Annotated in this window: 16 protein-coding genes; 8 read left to right on the forward strand and 8 right to left on the reverse strand. The window is 66.8% G+C overall.

What is annotated here, in order from left to right; translation table 11 throughout:
• Positions 1–30: 30 nt before the first annotated feature.
• Genes LGM56_RS32640 through LGM56_RS32655 form a run of 4 tightly spaced genes read right to left on the reverse strand, consistent with a single transcriptional unit; the run spans position 31 to position 3,345 of the window.
• On the reverse strand, positions 31–654 hold the full coding sequence (locus tag LGM56_RS32640) for an HAD family hydrolase (RefSeq protein WP_089494014.1): 624 nt from the start codon (positions 652–654) through the stop codon (positions 31–33).
• Positions 651–1,202, reverse strand: a complete 552-nt coding sequence (locus tag LGM56_RS32645) for a cysteine hydrolase family protein (protein ID WP_089494013.1) — start codon at positions 1,200–1,202, stop codon at positions 651–653. The genes LGM56_RS32640 and LGM56_RS32645 overlap by 4 nt, the downstream gene beginning before the upstream one ends.
• Positions 1,203–1,257: 55 nt before the next feature.
• The gene (locus tag LGM56_RS32650) at positions 1,258–3,072 is read right to left on the reverse strand and encodes an aminopeptidase P family protein (protein ID WP_226207825.1); all 1,815 of its coding nucleotides are present in this window, start codon (positions 3,070–3,072) and stop codon (positions 1,258–1,260) included.
• An 18-nt stretch (positions 3,073–3,090) separates the two neighbouring features.
• Positions 3,091–3,345 (reverse strand): hypothetical protein, encoded by a 255-nt coding sequence (locus LGM56_RS32655; protein ID WP_039352130.1) that lies wholly within the window; start codon positions 3,343–3,345, stop codon positions 3,091–3,093.
• A gap of 171 nt (positions 3,346–3,516) precedes the next feature.
• On the opposite strand from LGM56_RS32655, the gene LGM56_RS32660 reads away from it, so the two are divergent.
• The 7 genes from LGM56_RS32660 (at position 3,517) to LGM56_RS32690 (ending at position 9,617) form a co-directional block, all read left to right on the forward strand.
• Complete coding sequence (locus tag LGM56_RS32660; RefSeq protein WP_089430538.1) at positions 3,517–4,281, forward strand: response regulator transcription factor; 765 nt, start codon at positions 3,517–3,519, stop codon at positions 4,279–4,281.
• Between the two features lie 26 nt (positions 4,282–4,307).
• Positions 4,308–5,606, forward strand: coding sequence for a glutamyl-tRNA reductase (gene hemA, locus LGM56_RS32665; protein ID WP_089424380.1), 1,299 nt, complete (start codon positions 4,308–4,310; stop codon positions 5,604–5,606).
• A gap of 82 nt (positions 5,607–5,688) precedes the next feature.
• On the forward strand, positions 5,689–6,771 hold the full coding sequence (prfA, locus tag LGM56_RS32670) for a peptide chain release factor 1 (protein ID WP_089430537.1): 1,083 nt from the start codon (positions 5,689–5,691) through the stop codon (positions 6,769–6,771).
• A gap of 7 nt (positions 6,772–6,778) precedes the next feature.
• A complete protein-coding gene (gene prmC, locus LGM56_RS32675; protein WP_226207826.1) occupies positions 6,779–7,621 on the forward strand; it encodes a peptide chain release factor N(5)-glutamine methyltransferase in 843 nt (280 codons plus the stop codon).
• A 67-nt stretch (positions 7,622–7,688) separates the two neighbouring features.
• Positions 7,689–8,000 carry a Grx4 family monothiol glutaredoxin gene (gene grxD, locus LGM56_RS32680; RefSeq protein ID WP_011350791.1) on the forward strand — a complete coding sequence of 104 codons (312 nt, stop codon included), beginning with the start codon at positions 7,689–7,691 and terminating at the stop codon, positions 7,998–8,000.
• 16 nt (positions 8,001–8,016) lie between these two features.
• Positions 8,017–8,613: a UbiX family flavin prenyltransferase gene (locus LGM56_RS32685; RefSeq protein WP_048251007.1), complete on the forward strand. Its 597-nt coding sequence runs from the start codon at positions 8,017–8,019 to the stop codon at positions 8,611–8,613.
• Between the two features lie 212 nt (positions 8,614–8,825).
• The gene (locus LGM56_RS32690; RefSeq protein ID WP_226207827.1) at positions 8,826–9,617 is read left to right on the forward strand and encodes a DODA-type extradiol aromatic ring-opening family dioxygenase; all 792 of its coding nucleotides are present in this window, start codon (positions 8,826–8,828) and stop codon (positions 9,615–9,617) included.
• A gap of 112 nt (positions 9,618–9,729) precedes the next feature.
• On the opposite strand, the gene LGM56_RS32695 is transcribed toward LGM56_RS32690, so the two are convergent.
• A complete protein-coding gene (locus tag LGM56_RS32695; RefSeq protein ID WP_089472067.1) occupies positions 9,730–11,328 on the reverse strand; it encodes an APC family permease in 1,599 nt (532 codons plus the stop codon).
• A 420-nt stretch (positions 11,329–11,748) separates the two neighbouring features.
• Here LGM56_RS32695 and LGM56_RS32700 point away from each other — a divergent pair, with 420 nt between their 5' ends.
• Positions 11,749–11,952, forward strand: a complete 204-nt coding sequence (locus LGM56_RS32700) for a cold-shock protein (RefSeq protein WP_006477070.1) — start codon at positions 11,749–11,751, stop codon at positions 11,950–11,952.
• A 99-nt stretch (positions 11,953–12,051) separates the two neighbouring features.
• On the opposite strand, the gene LGM56_RS32705 is transcribed toward LGM56_RS32700, so the two are convergent.
• From LGM56_RS32705 to LGM56_RS32715, 3 genes are all read right to left on the reverse strand, one after another.
• Positions 12,052–13,302 (reverse strand): Hsp70 family protein, encoded by a 1,251-nt coding sequence (locus LGM56_RS32705; RefSeq protein WP_226207828.1) that lies wholly within the window; start codon positions 13,300–13,302, stop codon positions 12,052–12,054.
• Positions 13,303–13,490: 188 nt separating this feature from the next.
• Entirely contained in the window at positions 13,491–14,096 is a 606-nt protein-coding gene (locus tag LGM56_RS32710; RefSeq protein ID WP_089439116.1) for a nitroreductase family protein, read from the reverse strand.
• 164 nt (positions 14,097–14,260) lie between these two features.
• Positions 14,261–15,544 carry an MFS transporter gene (locus LGM56_RS32715; protein ID WP_089494007.1) on the reverse strand — a complete coding sequence of 428 codons (1,284 nt, stop codon included), beginning with the start codon at positions 15,542–15,544 and terminating at the stop codon, positions 14,261–14,263.
• Between the last annotated feature and the right edge of the window lie 211 nt (positions 15,545–15,755).

Consider the following 15,755-nt stretch of genomic DNA (forward strand, 5'->3'; position numbering starts at 1 on the left):
CTATTCGATGGCGGGCTGCTCGCCCGCCGCTTACGCGAGCGCGCCCAGTTCGCGCAGCCGCGCCTCGGTCGTCGCCGCACTCGTGTGATGAATGCCGTGCCAGCCGAGCGCCGTCGCGGCCGCGGCGTTCTTCGCGTTGTCGTCGATGAATACGAGTTCGTGCGGCGCGATGCCCGGCAGGTGCGGTTCGATCCGCGCATGCATCTCGCGGTAGATTGCCGGATCGGGCTTCACGAGCTTCACTCGGCCCGACACGACGATCTCCTTGAAACGCCGCAGCACCGGGAAGTTGTCCCACGCATACGGGAATGTCTGCGCGGACCAGTTCGTCAGCCCGAACAGCGGCATCCCCTGCGCTTCAAGTCGATCGACGAGCGCGGCGCCCTCTTCGAGCACACCGCCGATCATCTCGTGCCAGCGCGCGTAGAACGCGCGGATCAGCGCCTCGTGCTCCGGAAACTTCGCAACGAGCTCGGCCGTCCCCTCTTCGATCGTCTGCCCGCCGTCCTGACGGATCACCCAGTCCATCGCGCACACGTGCGTGAGGAACCAGCGACGCTCCGCGTCGTCGGGAATCAGCTCCCGGTAAAGGTACTCCGGGCTCCAGTCGATCAGCACGCCGCCGAAATCGAACACCACGGCCTTGATCGTCATGCGAACTCCGTCGAAAGGACGTCCGCGAGCGAGCGCGGCGTCACCGGGTTGCCCGACAGCGAATTGTTTTGCCATACGAAGTGATGGTGCGCGACGATCTGCGCAGCCGACAGGTGCGTGCGCTCGTTCGTCGTGTGCAGATCGGACACGACCGTCGTCCGGTAGCCAAGCAGCGCCGCGCGGCGTGCGGCCGAATCGACGCAGAACTCGGTCGCATAACCGCAGATCAGCACCGAACGGACGCCGTGGCGGTCGAGCTGCGCCGCGAGCGGCGTGTCGTGAAACGAATCGCTCACCTGCTTGCGCACACGCCAGTCGTCGTTCCCGACGACCAGCCCCGCATGCAGCTCCCAGCCCGGCGTGCCGGGCACGATGTCGTCGTCCGCATCGCCGTCGTGCTGCACGAAGCACACGGGCGCGTTCGCCGCGCGCGCCGCCGCCGTCAGCCGGTTGATGCCCGATACCACGTCGTCGAGCCGGTAAGCGGGCCGCGCCCGCTCCACCAGCCCGCGCTGCATGTCGACCACGATCACTGCGGTGTCCGCCATTGCCTGCCCTCGGTTGTGTCGTTCGGCCGTTGTCCGGCCGTTATCGCGTGTTGTGTCAGATCGGCTGCGTGCGCGCGACGAGCCACGCCTTCGCATCGCCGCTCAGGTGCCGGCCGACACGCTCGCGCACCGTCGCGTGATACGTGTTCAGCCATGCGCGCTCGTCGTCGTGCAGCATCTCGATCAGCACGCAGCGCGTGTCGATCGGGCACAGCGTCAGCGTCTCGAATGCGAGGAAATCGCCGAATTCCGTTTGCCCGGCCGCGCGGTTCACGACCAGGTTCTCGATCCGGATGCCCCACTGGCCGGGACGGTAGACGCCCGGCTCGATCGACGTGATCATGCCCTCTTCCATCGCCGTGTGCGGCTCGGCCGGCGCGTAGTGCGAGATCACCTGCGGGCCTTCGTGCACGTTCAGGAAGTAGCCGACGCCATGCCCCGTGCCGTGGCCGTAGTCGAGCCCGGCCGCCCACATCGGTGCGCGCGCGATCGCGTCGAGCATCGGCGAGCGGATGCCGCGCGGGAAGCGGGCGCGCGACAGCGCCATCATCGACTTCAGCACGATCGTGAAATCGCGCCGCTGCAGGTCGCTGACGGTGCCGACCGGCACGACACGCGTGATGTCGGTCGTGCCCGTCACGTACTGGCCGCCCGAATCGATCAGCAGCAGGCCGTCGCCGGCGATCGTCGCGTGCGACGCCGGCGTCGCGTGGTAGTGCGGCATTGCGCCATTCGCGTTGAAGCCCGCAATCGTCGCGAAGCTTGCCGACACATAGCCGGGGCGCCGGGCGCGGGCGGCCGTGAGCATTTCCTCGATCGTCAGCTCGGTGATCGTCTCGCGGTTCACCGCCTGCTCGAACCACGCGAAGAACTCCGCGAGCGCGGCGCCGTCGTGTTCCATCGTCACGCGCACGTGCTCGATCTCGGCGGACGTCTTGCGCGACTTCGCGAACGTCGACGGATTCACGGCCTCGACGAGCTTCACGCCGGCCGGCACGGCCTCGAGCGTGCCGAACGTCACGCGGCGGGGGTCGATCAGCAGCGTCGCGCCGTCCGGCAGCGACGCGAGCGCGGCGCGCGCGGCGTCGTAGGCACGAACGTCGACACCATCCTTCGCGAGCGACGCGGTCAGCGCCGGCGACACCTTGCCGTCGGCGACGAACAACGTCGCGCGATCGGCGCCGATCATTGCGTGCGCAACGAATACGGGATTGAAGTTGACGTCGGCGCCGCGCAGATTGAACAGCCATGCGAGATCGTCGAGCGTCGAGACGAAATGCCATTGCGCACCCTGCGCGCACATCGCGCGGCGCACTTCGGCCAGCTTGCTCGCGCGCGTCGTGTCGGCCTGCGGCGCCGTATGCTCGAACACCGCGTCGCCGGGCAGCCCCGGCCGCTCGGGCCAGATCGCGTCGAGCAGGTCGAGATCGGTGCGCAGCGCGATGCCACGCGCCTTCAGCGCACCCGTCAGCCCGCGTGCGGCCGCGACGCCCAGCACGGCGCCGTCGACGCCGACCGTCGCACCGGCCGCCACGTTCTGCGCGAGCCAGTCGACGTGCGGCGCGCTCTGCTGCCCACCCGTCATCTTCATCAGTTGCACGCCCGTGCCCGCCAGTTCGGCATCGGCCTGCACCCAGTAGCGGCTGTCGACCCATAGCCCCGCGAAATCCGCGGTCACGACCAGCGTGCCGACCGAGCCCGTGAAGCCGGACAGCCAGCGGCGGGCCTGCCAGCGCTCCGGCAGATACTCGGACAGATGGGGATCGGCGGACGGCACGAGATAGGCGGCCAGGTCCTCGCGGGCCATGGCGCCACGCAGCAGCGCGAGGCGGGCCGGCACCGGCGAGACTTCGGGAAGACGGGCATTCATGATTTCACCTGAGAACATTCAGCGACGGGCCGACAGCGTAACCGTCACGGCTACGACGAGGAACGCGACACCGGTGCAGACCGGCCATTCGAGCGTCTCGCCATCGTAAAACAGTCCCGAGAGATTGCCGGCCATGCGGGCCGCGCCCGCGCCGACGATGCCGGCGAGCACCGCGATCCACCATGCCGGCCGGCCCGTGCGCCGCATCGGATGCAGCCATCGGCCGAACAGCCCGACGGCCGCTCCCAGGACAAGGATTCCAAACCAGTTCATTCGACGCCTTCTATAAATTCAGATTCGTCCCATAGGCGTGAACGTTGCCAGCGGCTAGCATCGATTCATCCATCGAACCCGAGACCAGCCGGGTGCCGCCAACATTCGAGTGTAGGGGCCGACTCGACGTTATGGCAAGCGCGCGCCGGCTGCCGTATTGAAGAAATTCTCATGCGAATCGCTCTGATCGATCCGGACGCGCGCCATGCCGCGCTCCTGAACCGCCTGCTCTTTGCGGGCGGTCATGTGTGCCATGCGTTTCCGTCCAGCGCGGCGTTGTTCGAGTGGCTCGCCACCGACAACACCTGCGACATGCTGATCACCGGCCACTGGGCCGGCGACCAGCCGGCCGAGGAAGTCATCCCGCGTGCGCAGACGGTCCTGCCGGGGCTGCCGGCCATCGCCGTGATGCTGCTGCCGCGCGAAAGCGAAATCGTATCGTGCCTGCACGCGGGCGCCGACGATTGCCTCGTACGCCCCGTGAGCGGGCCCGAGCTGCTCGCGCGCGTGAACGCGCTGAGCCGGCGCGCCGGCGTCCGCCGGCCACCCAACCGCTCGCGCGAAATGTATGGCGAATACGCTTTCGACGCCACGCATTGCCTCGTTCGCTTCGACGACGCAATCGTTTCACTCACGCCGAAGGAGTTCCGGTTCGCGCAGTTGCTGTTCACGAACCTGTCGCGGCCGGTGTCGCGCGCCCATATCCTCGAAACGGTGTGGGCGCGCCGCCGCGACATGAAGTCGCGCACGCTCGATACCCATGCGTCCCGGCTGCGCAGCAAACTACGGCTGCTTCCGGAGCGCGGCTACCGGCTGCTGCCGCTCTACGGCTACGGCTATCAGCTCGACCGCGTGCCGATCGAGCCCCCAAATTCCCGGCCCCGCCACGCCGATGCCCGGTATGCAGCGAGTGAGGAAATCGCTGAAACGCTATAATATGGGGCTAAACGATAGCCCTCGATATGCAACTCCTCACGATCGGAATCAATCACCACACTGCGCCTGTCGCCTTGCGCGAACGCGTGGCGTTTCCGCTCGAGCAGATCAAGCCGGCTCTCGTCACGTTCAAGAACGTGTTTCTCGGCCCCCAGGCGCCCAATACGCCCGAAGCGGCGATCCTCTCCACCTGCAACCGCACCGAGCTGTATTGCGCGACCGACGATCGTGCGGCACGCGAAGGCGCGATCCGCTGGCTGTCGGAGTATCACCGGATCCCGGTCGACGAACTCGCGCCGCACGTCTACGCGCTGCCGCAGTCGGAAGCGGTCCGGCACGCATTTCGGGTCGCCTCCGGCCTCGATTCGATGGTGCTCGGCGAAACGCAGATTCTGGGCCAGATGAAGGACGCCGTCCGCACCGCGACGGAAGCCGGCGCACTCGGCACCTATCTGAACCAGCTGTTCCAGCGCACGTTCGCGGTAGCGAAGGAAGTGCGCGGCACGACCGAAATCGGCACGCAGTCGGTGTCGATGGCCGCCGCCGCGGTGCGCCTCGCGCAACGGATCTTCGAAAAGGTGTCGGATCAGCGCGTGCTGTTCATCGGCGCTGGCGAAATGATCGAACTGTGCGCGACGCACTTCGCCGCGCAAGGCCCGCGCGAACTCGTCGTCGCGAACCGCACGGCCGAACGCGGCCAGCGGCTCGCCGAACGCTTCAACGGCCGTGCGATGCCGCTCGCGGATCTGCCGACCCGCATGCACGAGTTCGACATCATCGTGTCGTGCACGGCGTCGACGCTGCCGATCATCGGCCTCGGCGCAGTCGAGCGCGCGGTGAAGGCGCGCCGCCACCGGCCGATCTTCATGGTCGACCTCGCGGTGCCGCGCGACATCGAGCCCGAAGTCGGCAAGCTGAAGGACGTGTTCCTCTACACCGTCGACGATCTCGGCGCGATCGTGCGCGAAGGCAATGCATCGCGCCAGGCTGCGGTCGCGCAGGCCGAAACGATCATCGAAACGCGCGTGCAGAATTTCATGCAATGGCTGGACACGCGCAGCGTCGTGCCGGTGATCCGTCACATGCATACGCAGGCCGACGCACTGCGCCGGGCCGAAGTCGACAAGGCGCAGAAGCTGCTCGCGCGCGGCGACGATCCGGCCGCCGTGCTCGAAGCGCTGTCGCAAGCGCTGACCAACAAGCTGATCCACGGCCCGACGAGCGCGCTCAACCGCGTGAACGGCGCCGATCGCGATTCGCTGATCGACCTGATGCGCGGCTTCTACCAGCACGCCCCGCGCTCGAACGACCAGTCCGGCCACTAGCGCCGGCCGATCGCCCTGCCGCCGGCCGCGCGCCGGCCTATCCTTTCCGAATACCCCTTGCCCGGGAGCGCCGCTCCACACCATGAAAACGAGCATGCAACGCAAGCTCGACCAGCTGTCCACACGGCTGGCCGAACTGAACGACCTGCTGAGCCGCGAAAACGTCACGGCCGACCTCGACCAGTACCGCAAGCTCACGCGTGAACATGCGGAACTCGGCCCGGTGGTCGAACAGTACGCGCTGTGGCGCCAGTCGCGCAGCGACGAGACGGCTGCACAGGAACTGCTCGGCGATCTGTCGATGCGCGACTTCGCGGAAGACGAAATCCGCAGCGCACGCGAGCGCATGACCCGCCTCGAGACCGAGCTGCAGAAGATGCTGCTGCCGAAGGATCCGAACGACGACCGCAACATCTTCCTCGAAATCCGTGCGGGCACGGGCGGCGACGAATCGGCGCTGTTCGCGGGCGACCTGCTGCGCATGTACCTGCGCTTCGCGGAACGCCAGCGCTGGCAGGTCGAAATGATGTCGGAGAGCGCGTCGGATCTCGGCGGCTACAAGGAAGTGATCGTGCGGATCGCGGGCCAGGGCGCGTATTCGCGCCTGAAGTTCGAATCGGGCGGCCATCGCGTGCAGCGCGTGCCGGCCACCGAAACGCAGGGGCGCATCCACACGTCCGCGTGCACGGTCGCGGTGATGCCGGAAGCCGACGAAATCGGCGAGGTCGAGATCAATCCGGCCGACCTGCGGATCGACACGTTCCGCGCGTCCGGCGCGGGCGGCCAGCACATCAACAAGACCGATTCGGCGGTGCGCGTCACGCACATTCCGACCGGGATCGTCGTCGAGTGCCAGGACGACCGCTCGCAGCACAAGAACAAGGATCGCGCGCTGAAGGTGCTCGCCGCGCGCATCAAGGACAAGCAGTATCACGAGCAGCACGCGAAGGAAGCCGCGACGCGCAAGAGCCTGATCGGCTCCGGTGACCGCTCGGAGCGGATCCGCACGTACAACTTCCCGCAGGGCCGGATGACCGACCACCGGATCAACCTGACGCTGTACCGGCTCGAAGCACTCATGGACGGCGACCTCGACGAACTGATCAGCGCGCTGGTCAGCGAACACCAGGCCGAACTGCTCGCGTCGCTCGGCGATGCCGACTGAGACCGCAATGCCCGACACCACCGCCGACGAACTGCTGCGCGCGTCGCCGCTCGACGCGGTCGATGCGCGCGTGTTGCTCGCGCACGCGCTCGGCTGGACCCGCACGCAACTGATCACGCGCGGCGACGCGCCGCTCGACACGGCCGCGGTCGAACGCTATCGCTCGCTCGAGGCGCGCCGCCTGGCCGGCGAGCCGGTCGCGCAGCTCGTCGGGATGCGCGAATTCTTCGGCCGGCCGTTCGACGTAACGCCCGACGTGCTGATTCCGCGCCCCGAAACCGAACTGCTCGTCGAGGCCGCACTCGATGCGATCGACGGGCTGCCGCATCCGGCCGTGCTCGATCTCGGCACGGGTAGCGGCGCGATCGCCGTATCGATCGCCGCCGAGCGTCCCGATGCGCGCGTGTGGGCGCTCGACCGTTCGCCGACCGCCCTCGAGGTCGCACAACGCAACGCCGGCAAGCTTCTCGACGCGCGCCGCCCCGGCGGCCCGCTGCACTGGCTGCAGAGCGACTGGTACACGGCACTCGATCCGGCACTCGCATTCGACACGATCGTCAGCAACCCGCCTTACATCGCGCAGCACGATCCGCACCTCGAGCAGGGCGACCTGCGTTTCGAGCCGCGCGGCGCACTCACCGACGATGCCGACGGCCTCAGTGCGATCCGCACGATCGTCGCGGGCGCCGGCTCTTATCTGAAACCGGGCGGCACGCTCTGGATCGAGCATGGCTACGACCAGGCCGAGGCCGTGCGCGCGGTGCTCGCCTCCCACGGCTTCGTCGCGGTCGAATCGCTTGCCGATCTGGCCGCCATCGAACGCACGACAGGCGGCCGCCTGCCGGGCTGATGCCCGGCCCGCCCGGTTGAAATCCGCTATCATTTCGATCTAACGCCCCGCAAACGCAAGGTCAGTCATGGACACCCAACAACGTATCAAGCAAATCGTCGACGAAAACCAGGTCGTGCTCTTCATGAAGGGCAACGCGCAATTCCCGATGTGCGGCTTTTCGGGCCGCGCCATCCAGGTGCTGAAAGCCTGCGGCGTCGACCAGTTCAAGACGGTCAACGTCCTCGAAGACGACGAGATCCGCCAGGGCATCAAGGCATTCTCGAACTGGCCGACCATCCCGCAGCTCTACGTGAAGGGCGAATTCATCGGCGGCTCGGACATCATGATGGAGATGTACCAGTCGGGCGAACTGCAGCAACTGTTCGCCGCCGCGTAATACGCCCCGCCTTTCGATGGCCTCTCCCAGCGCGCCGCCACGCCGGCTGATCGTCGCGATCACCGGCGCCACCGGCGCGATCTACGGCGTACGGCTGCTCGACCTGCTGCGCGCCGCCGGCGGCGTCGAAACGCACCTGCTGATTTCGAACGCCGGCTGGCTCAACATCCAGCACGAACTGAAGCTGTCGAAGGCCGATGTCGAAAGCCGTGCGGACGTCGTGCATTCGGTGCGCGACGTCGGCGCGACGATCGCATCGGGGTCGTTCGCGACCGACGGCATGGTGATCGCGCCCTGCTCGATGAAGACGCTCGCGAGCGTCGCGCACGGGCTGTCCGACAACCTGATCACGCGCGCAGCCGACGTCACGCTGAAGGAACGCCGCCGCCTCGTGCTGATGGTGCGCGAAACGCCGTTCAACCTCGCGCATCTGCGCAACATGACGGCCGTCACCGAAATGGGCGGCATCGTCTTCCCGCCACTGCCCGCGTTCTACGCGATGCCGAAGACGATCGAGGAACTCGTCGACCAGACCGTCACGCGCGTGCTCGACCTGTTCGCGCTCAGCGCACCGCTGACGACGCCGTGGGCCGGTATCCGGCACGCGCAGTAAGCGAGCACCCCACGTTCCGTTCGTCGCGCATCCGCGCCGATTTTCACTGAAATTCGTTCAATTTCGCGCATACGGCGCCCAGCTGCCGTGAAGCGCACGGCGCCGCGCCCGGATTATCAACAAACAAGCGTCAATCAAATTCCCGATCGCAGATTTATCAATATCCGGTGCGCGCCTATAGTCACAGGCAAATCCCTTTGCAGGCCACCACCATGAACCGCTTGCCTTCGCTCTACCTGTCCCACGGCGCCCCGACGCTGCCGATCGACCCGACGCTGCCGTCCGGCGCGTTCACGCACCTGGCGGCCGAATTGCCGCGCCCGCGCGCAGTGCTCATGCTGTCCGCGCACTGGGGCACGCAGCGCCCTGTCGCCAGCACTGCCGCGCATCCGGAAACGATCCACGATTTCTACGGCTTTCCGCAGGCGCTGTACGACATCCGCTACCCGGCGCCCGGCGCGCCCGACGTCGCCGAGCGCGCGGCCGGGCTGCTGAATGCGGCCGGCATCGAGACCGCGACGACCGAGCACGGCCTCGACCACGGCGCGTGGGTGCCGATGCTGCTGATGTTCCCGGAAGCCGACGTGCCGGTGGCGCAGCTGTCGATCCAGCCGCGCGCGGATGCCGCCCACCACTTCGCGCTCGGCCGCGCGCTGCGACCGCTGCGCGACGAGGGCGTGATGGTGATCGGCTCCGGCCAGATCACGCACAACCTGCGCGCCGCCGATTTCGGTGCGGCACCGGAGGATGCGGACCCGCGCGTCACGGAATTCACCGACTGGTTCGAGGCGAAGCTGGCCGCGCGTGACGTCGATGCGCTGCTCGACTACCGCCGGCAGGCGCCGCACGCGGCGCTGATGCATCCGACCGACGAGCATCTGCTGCCGGTGTTCACGGCACTCGGCGCGGCGGACGACGACTACCAGCTCGGCATCCAGTCGCTCGGCACGTACCAGCGCGTGCTCGCGATGACGAACTACGTGTTCGCCGGCACAACCGCCTGAGCGGCCGCGCGGCAGCCGCCGACCGCCCAACAAAAAACCCGCCCGAGCATCGCTCGGGCGGGTTTTTTTACGCTGCTTGCTGCCGCCGCCGGATCCGGCGGCAGGTCACGCGTCAGGCACCGACCCCTTCGAGGATCTCGTCGTGCGACTCGCGCTCGTCGAGATACTTGGTCCGGTAGCCGGTATTTACGCCCCAGAAGTAGAACACCAGCGAGATCGCCGCGACGACCACCATGTCCCAGCCGTACGGCAGCACGCCGTGGCCGCCGAACTCCTTGCTGCCGATCAGCGACAGCACGGCCATCGTCGGCAGGTACGCGACCAGCCACCAGGCGGCCTTCAGGTCGTCACCCCAGCCGGTCCAGCCCGACTTCGCCTGGAAGTAGAAGTACACCGGCAGCGCGACGATCATCAGCAGGATGATTTCGCCCGTCAGCGGCCACTTCGCCCAGTACAGGATCAGCGACGCGCAGACGAATGCGAACGGTGCGATCAACTTCATCAGCGGAATCGACAGCGGACGCTCGATGTCGGTCGCCGAACGGCGCAGCGCCATCAGGCTGATCGGGCCGGTCAGGTACGAAATCACCGTCGCCACCGAGATCACTGCCGCGAGCGAGCTCCAGCCGCGGAAGAAGAACAGGAAGATGAACGACACGAGCAGGTTGAACCACATCGCCTGGCGCGGCACGCCGTAGATCGGGTGCACGTTGCCGAACATCTTCGGCATCGTGTTGTTGCGCTCCATCGCGTAGATCATGCGGGTGGTCGTCGCCATGTAGGTCGTACCAGTGCCGCTCGGGCTGATGAACGCGTCGACATACAGCAGGATCGCGAGCCAGTTCAGGTTCAGCGCGATCGCGAGTTCCGCGAACGGCGACGAGAAGTTGAAGTGCGCCCAGCCCTTCGCGACGTCGGCCGGATTCACCGAGCCGATATACGCCATCTGCAGCAGCACGTAGATCACGAGCGCGAGCAGGATCGACGTGATCACCGCGAACGGCACGCTGCGCGACGGGTTGCGCGCTTCACCGGCCAGGTTCACCGGGCTCTGGAAGCCGTTGAACGCGAACACGATACCGCTCGTCGCGACCGCGGTCAGCACCGCCGACCAGCCGTACGGCGCGAAGCTTGCATTCGATGCCGTGCCGAGGTTCTCCGCATGGAAGCTCGTCAGCATCAGGCCCAGGATCGTGAGGCCGGGGATCAGGAACTTGAAGATCGTGATCGCGGTGTTCGCCCGCGCAAAGGCCTTGACGCCCCAGTAGTTCAGCATGAAGTAGATGACGACCAGTACGGCCGACAACAGCAGGCCGAGCGTCTGTAATTCGCCGTTCACGAACAGTGCGTGCGCCCAAGGATACGGCCACGTGCTCATGTACTGGATCGACGCTTCGGCCTCGATCGGGATCACGGATACGATCGCGATCCAGTTCGCCCACGCACTGATGAAACCGACCAGCGAACCGTGCGAGTAGCGCGCGTAGCGCACCATGCCGCCCGACTCGGGGAACATCGCGCCCAATTCCGCGTAAGTCAGTGCAATGGCGAGAATCACGACAGCGCCGATGATCCATGCGCAGATCGCCGCCGGACCGGCAATCTTCGCGGCCTTCCAGGCGCCGAACAGCCAGCCCGAGCCGATAATCGAACCCAGCCCCGTCAGCATCAATGCAAACGGGCCGATGTTCCGTTGAATAGAACTCTTCACATCCTCTCCTGTGTCTCAAAAAGCATGGTCGGCTCGCGGTCCGGGATCGGCTCGGACAGCACCGCGCACGCAATTTTGGGGGGGCGTGTCACCCGATCGGGGCAACCCGTCCACGCGGCGCGTAGTTTAACGGTTGCACCTCAAACGTGGCGCCAAAATCGTTCGGCCCCTACAAAAAATTCGCATCGTTTGCAAGCTTTGTAAACCTCATCTCCGCAATAACCCTGAGTCCATGGAAATACGGTTGACCACGCGCTGGATAAGCCGTATAAAGGACTTCGCAGGATTTCAAGTGGCGAGTGAATTGGTTCTTTCGTAGTTCGCCCATCAACGGTACTCCGGTTGGTCCTATTACCCCTTCCTTGATTTTCCGCACCCCATGGGCCTCGGCCCCGTTTTATCTTTTTAGGAACAAGTAACATGGCAACCGGTACCGTCAAGTGGTTCAATGACGCAAAGGGCTTCGGCTTCATCACCCCGGAAGGCGGCGGCGACGATCTGTTCGCGCACTTCTCGGAAATCCGCGTCGAAGGCTTCAAGACGCTGCAAGAAAACCAGAAGGTTGAATTCGAAGTGAAGACGGGCCCGAAGGGTCTGCAAGCTGCGAACATCCGTCCGGTCTAAGCTTGGCGCGATAATTCGTGAAAAAAAGCCCCGCTTCGGCGGGGCTTTTTGTTTTTCGGCGCCGGTCGACCGGCATCGCGACCTTTCAGCCGCCGGCATTCAGCCGAACAATCGCTGCGCGTGAATGCCGAGGCCCGTCGCGACACTCGCGAGGCGGTCGCCGAATACCGGCTGTGCATCCGGGAATGCGCCCGCGAGCGCGCCCGACAGGAACGCGAGCCCCGTCGAGCCGCCGGTGAAATACAGGGCGCCGACATCGCGCGGCGCCACGCCCGCCAGCCGCACGGTCTCGCGCGCGGCGTCGACGATGCGTGCGGTGTCGTCGCGGCTCGCGTCGATGAGCCGGTCGGCATCGAATGCGATCTGCAGATCCTCTTCCACGTCGTTCAGGTCGATCATCGTCTCCCCACCCGCCGCGACGCCGATTTTCGCTTCTTCCGCACGCGCCATCAGCGCATGCCCGAGCCGCTGCTCGACCACGCTCGTGAGCCGGTCGTACTGCTGCACGTCCCGGTACAGGTGCTTCATCAGCTTCAGCTCGCCGAGCCGCTTCGGCGTGTAGACCGTGTTGATCAGGTGCCAGGTGGCGAGATCGAAGTAGATCTTGTTCGGCAGCTCGCGCCCTTCGGGGTCGAGCGAACGGTAGCCGAATGCGGGCAGGATCGCCGCCAGCTCGACTCGCCGGTCGTAATCGGTGCCCGCGACGTGCACGCCGTGGTGGGCCAGCACGTCGTCCTTGCGCTCGAGCCGCGCCATCCGTTCTGGCCCGACGCGCACCAGCGAGAAGTCGGACGTGCCGCCGCCGATGTCGGCGACGAGCACGAGGCGCTCCGCCTGCTGGCGCGACTCGTAGTCGAACGCGGCCGCGATCGGTTCGTACTGGAATTGCACGTCCGTGAAGCCGACCGATCGCGCGGCGGCCTCGAGCTGGTCCTGAGCGAGGCGGTCGGCGCGCGGATCGTCGTCGACGAAGAACACCGGCCGGCCGAGCACCGCACGGCCGATCGGCGCGCCCGCGCGGGCTTCGGCCTTGCGCTTCAGGTGCGTCAGGAAGCGCGCGATGATTTCGGTGTACGCGATCGCGCTGCCGTCGCCGAGATCGGTCGTCGTTTCCGCGAGCGGCGAGCCGAGGATGCTCTTCATCGAGCGCATCAGCCGGCCGTCGAAACCGTCGATATAGGAAGCCAGCGCCGCACGGCCGTATTCGACCGTCTCTTCGTCGTTGTTGAAGAAGATCGCGGTGGGCAGCGTCAGGTGGTCGCCCTCGACGGGCGCGAGGCGCATGCCGTCGCCGTCGGGCAGCGCCACGGCGGAATTGGACGTGCCGAAATCGATCGCGCAGTAAGTCATGGGAAGTTGCCGCAGCAGGGCCGGCGCGAAAACGGAAAGGACGGGCTTTTTAACATGAAGCCCGCGGGATCACAACCGGGGCCGGCCACCAGTCCCGCGCAACGGGCCCGGGAGGCGGGGGCGCGCAACCTGGCGCGCTGGAGAGCGATGCGGGCGGGATGCGCGACGCAGCCCGTCCGCCACGCAGGTCAGGCTGCCGCGTCGAAACCCTTCTTCCATGCGCCCGCATAGACGACCTCGCCGATCGCATGGCGCGTGCGCGGCGCCTTCTCGCGATCGCGCAGCACCGGATCGAGCTTGTCGACGTTGCCGTAGTGACCGAGCGAGATGATCGCCGGAATCGCGACGTCGGCCGGAATCGCGAACGCATCGCGGAACGCCTTCGCGTCGAAGCCGCTCATCTGGTGGGCGGCCAGGCCCAGTGCGTGCGCCTGCAGCACCAGCGACATCGCGGCGGCACCCGCGTCGTACAGCGCGGTGGGGGCCGGCTCACCCTTCGGCGTGAGCGTGTGCGCGGTCACCGCGATCAGCACGGGCGCCGGCGCATTCCAGCCCTGGTTGAACGGCACCAGCGTCGCGAACGCGCGTTTGAACGCGTCTTCGTCCTGCGTGCGGTCGAATACGATGAAGCGCCACGGCTGCGCGTTGTACGCGGACGGCGCCCAGCGGGCGGCTTCGAGCACCGCGTGCAGATCGCCGGCGCTGACGGCTTCATCCGAATACGCGCGCGGGCTCCAGCGGCCCGCGATCAGATCGTGAATCGAAACAGTGGTGGGAGCAGGTTTGACGGACATGCGGTTCCTCGCTGACATCGATGAAGGGGCGCGAACGCCTCGCGAACCGAAAGCATACCCGCTTGAGCCGATGCGCGCCCGATCCTCCCGCGCTATGCAAATCTCCGGGCGTGCATTGCCCGGCCGACCGCCGCGCGGCCGGCCGGGCCATCGGATTGCCGCGCTCAGGCCGCCTGCGCGGCTGCGCGCGACGGGCCGCGGTTGATCCGCAGCACGATCAGCGCGCCGACGATGCACAGGCCGCCCGAGATCATCGACGCGATCGTGTAGGTGCCGAGGCTGGCGCGCAGCAGCCCCGCGCCGAGCGCCGCGAACGCCGCGCCGAGCTGGTGGCCGGCGACGATCCAGCCGAACACTACGGGCGCCGCGGCCTTGCCGAACACGTCGGTCGCGAGGCGCACGGTCGGCGGCACGGTCGCGATCCAGTCGAGCCCGTAGAACATCGCGAACAGCGGCAGCCCGAAGAAATCGATCCCGAACGCGTGCGGCAGGTAGATCAGCGACAGCCCGCGCAGCCCGTAGTACCAGAACAACAGCATGCGATTGTCGTAGCGGTCGGACAGCCAGCCCGACAGCGTCGTGCCGAACAGGTCGAACACGCCCATTGCCGCAAGCAGCGACGCGCCCTGCACTTCCGTCATCCCGTAGTCGCTGCACATCGCGATCAGGTGCGTGCCGACGTAACCGTTGGTGCTCGCGCCGCAGATGAAGAAGCTGAAGAACAGCAGCCAGAAATCGCGCGAACGGCTCGCCGTCAGCAACGTGCGGAACGCGACCGTGAGCGGGTTCTCCTTCGACGCCTCGGGCGCGGCCGGCGCATCGGCCGGTTCGCCGTACGGGCGCAGCTGCACGTCGGCCGGCCGTTCAGGCAACAGGAATGCAACCAGCGGAATCACGATCGCGGCCGCGACCGCGACGACCAACACGACCGGCCGCCAGCCATGGCGCTGCGCGATCGCCGCGAGCATCGGCAGGAACACGAGCTGGCCGGTGGCCGTGCTCGCGGTCAGGATCCCCATCACGAGGCCGCGCCGCGCATGGAACCAGCGCGTGACGAAGGTCGCGGACAGCGTCAGCGCAACGACGCCCGTCGAGCAGCCGACCATCAGGCCCCAGATCACGACCATCTGCCAGCTCTGCGTCATCATCGACGACAGCGCGACGCCCGCGCTCATCGTCACGAGCGCGGTGAGAATGGTCGGACGCAGCCCGAAGCGCTGCATCGCGGCGGCCGCGAACGGGCCCGTCAGTCCGTACAGCGCGATGTTCACCGAGATCGCCAGCGAAATCGCCGCGCGGCTCCAGCCGAGCTCGCGCTCGAGCGGCACCATCAGCACGCTCGGCGTCGCGCGCGTGCCGGCCGCCGCCAGCAGGATCAGGAATACCACCGCCGCCGCGAGCCATCCGTAGTGGAAGCGCCCGCCGATTCGTGTCACCGCCCAGTTCATCTTCGCGTTCTCCAGTTGGCGGCTCCGGTGCCTCCGCACCCGCGCCGCCCGCCCTGCCAGGCCACCTCCGCCGCACGCTGCATCGGCTGACCCGGGCCGACGCTTGGCATTTGTCTGTCGATCCGGCCGGTATTGTTACCGACCAGTCACAAGTGTGTTGCGATCGTAGTGACCAATCGGTAACATGTCAAGCAATCCAATATGCAGTCGA

Origin of the sequence: Burkholderia sp. AU38729, from assembly GCF_020419725.1 — a bacterium.
Taxonomy (GTDB): domain Bacteria; phylum Pseudomonadota; class Gammaproteobacteria; order Burkholderiales; family Burkholderiaceae; genus Burkholderia.

What these genes read in the sequence shown, in the direction of transcription:
- LGM56_RS32640 (WP_089494014.1), bottom strand. Translation starts at nt 654, where the DNA reads ATGACGATCAAGGCCGTGGTGTTCGATTTCGGCGGCGTGCTGATCGAC.
- LGM56_RS32645 (WP_089494013.1), bottom strand. Translation starts at nt 1,202, where the DNA reads ATGGCGGACACCGCAGTGATCGTGGTCGACATGCAGCGCGGGCTGGTG.
- LGM56_RS32650 (WP_226207825.1), bottom strand. Translation starts at nt 3,072, where the DNA reads ATGAATGCCCGTCTTCCCGAAGTCTCGCCGGTGCCGGCCCGCCTCGCG.
- LGM56_RS32655 (WP_039352130.1), bottom strand. Translation starts at nt 3,345, where the DNA reads ATGAACTGGTTTGGAATCCTTGTCCTGGGAGCGGCCGTCGGGCTGTTC.
- LGM56_RS32660 (WP_089430538.1), top strand. Translation starts at nt 3,517, where the DNA reads ATGCGAATCGCTCTGATCGATCCGGACGCGCGCCATGCCGCGCTCCTG.
- hemA (WP_089424380.1), top strand. Translation starts at nt 4,308, where the DNA reads ATGCAACTCCTCACGATCGGAATCAATCACCACACTGCGCCTGTCGCC.
- prfA (WP_089430537.1), top strand. Translation starts at nt 5,689, where the DNA reads ATGAAAACGAGCATGCAACGCAAGCTCGACCAGCTGTCCACACGGCTG.
- prmC (WP_226207826.1), top strand. Translation starts at nt 6,779, where the DNA reads ATGCCCGACACCACCGCCGACGAACTGCTGCGCGCGTCGCCGCTCGAC.
- grxD (WP_011350791.1), top strand. Translation starts at nt 7,689, where the DNA reads ATGGACACCCAACAACGTATCAAGCAAATCGTCGACGAAAACCAGGTC.
- LGM56_RS32685 (WP_048251007.1), top strand. Translation starts at nt 8,017, where the DNA reads ATGGCCTCTCCCAGCGCGCCGCCACGCCGGCTGATCGTCGCGATCACC.
- LGM56_RS32690 (WP_226207827.1), top strand. Translation starts at nt 8,826, where the DNA reads ATGAACCGCTTGCCTTCGCTCTACCTGTCCCACGGCGCCCCGACGCTG.
- LGM56_RS32700 (WP_006477070.1), top strand. Translation starts at nt 11,749, where the DNA reads ATGGCAACCGGTACCGTCAAGTGGTTCAATGACGCAAAGGGCTTCGGC.
- LGM56_RS32705 (WP_226207828.1), bottom strand. Translation starts at nt 13,302, where the DNA reads ATGACTTACTGCGCGATCGATTTCGGCACGTCCAATTCCGCCGTGGCG.
- LGM56_RS32710 (WP_089439116.1), bottom strand. Translation starts at nt 14,096, where the DNA reads ATGTCCGTCAAACCTGCTCCCACCACTGTTTCGATTCACGATCTGATC.
- LGM56_RS32715 (WP_089494007.1), bottom strand. Translation starts at nt 15,544, where the DNA reads ATGAACTGGGCGGTGACACGAATCGGCGGGCGCTTCCACTACGGATGG.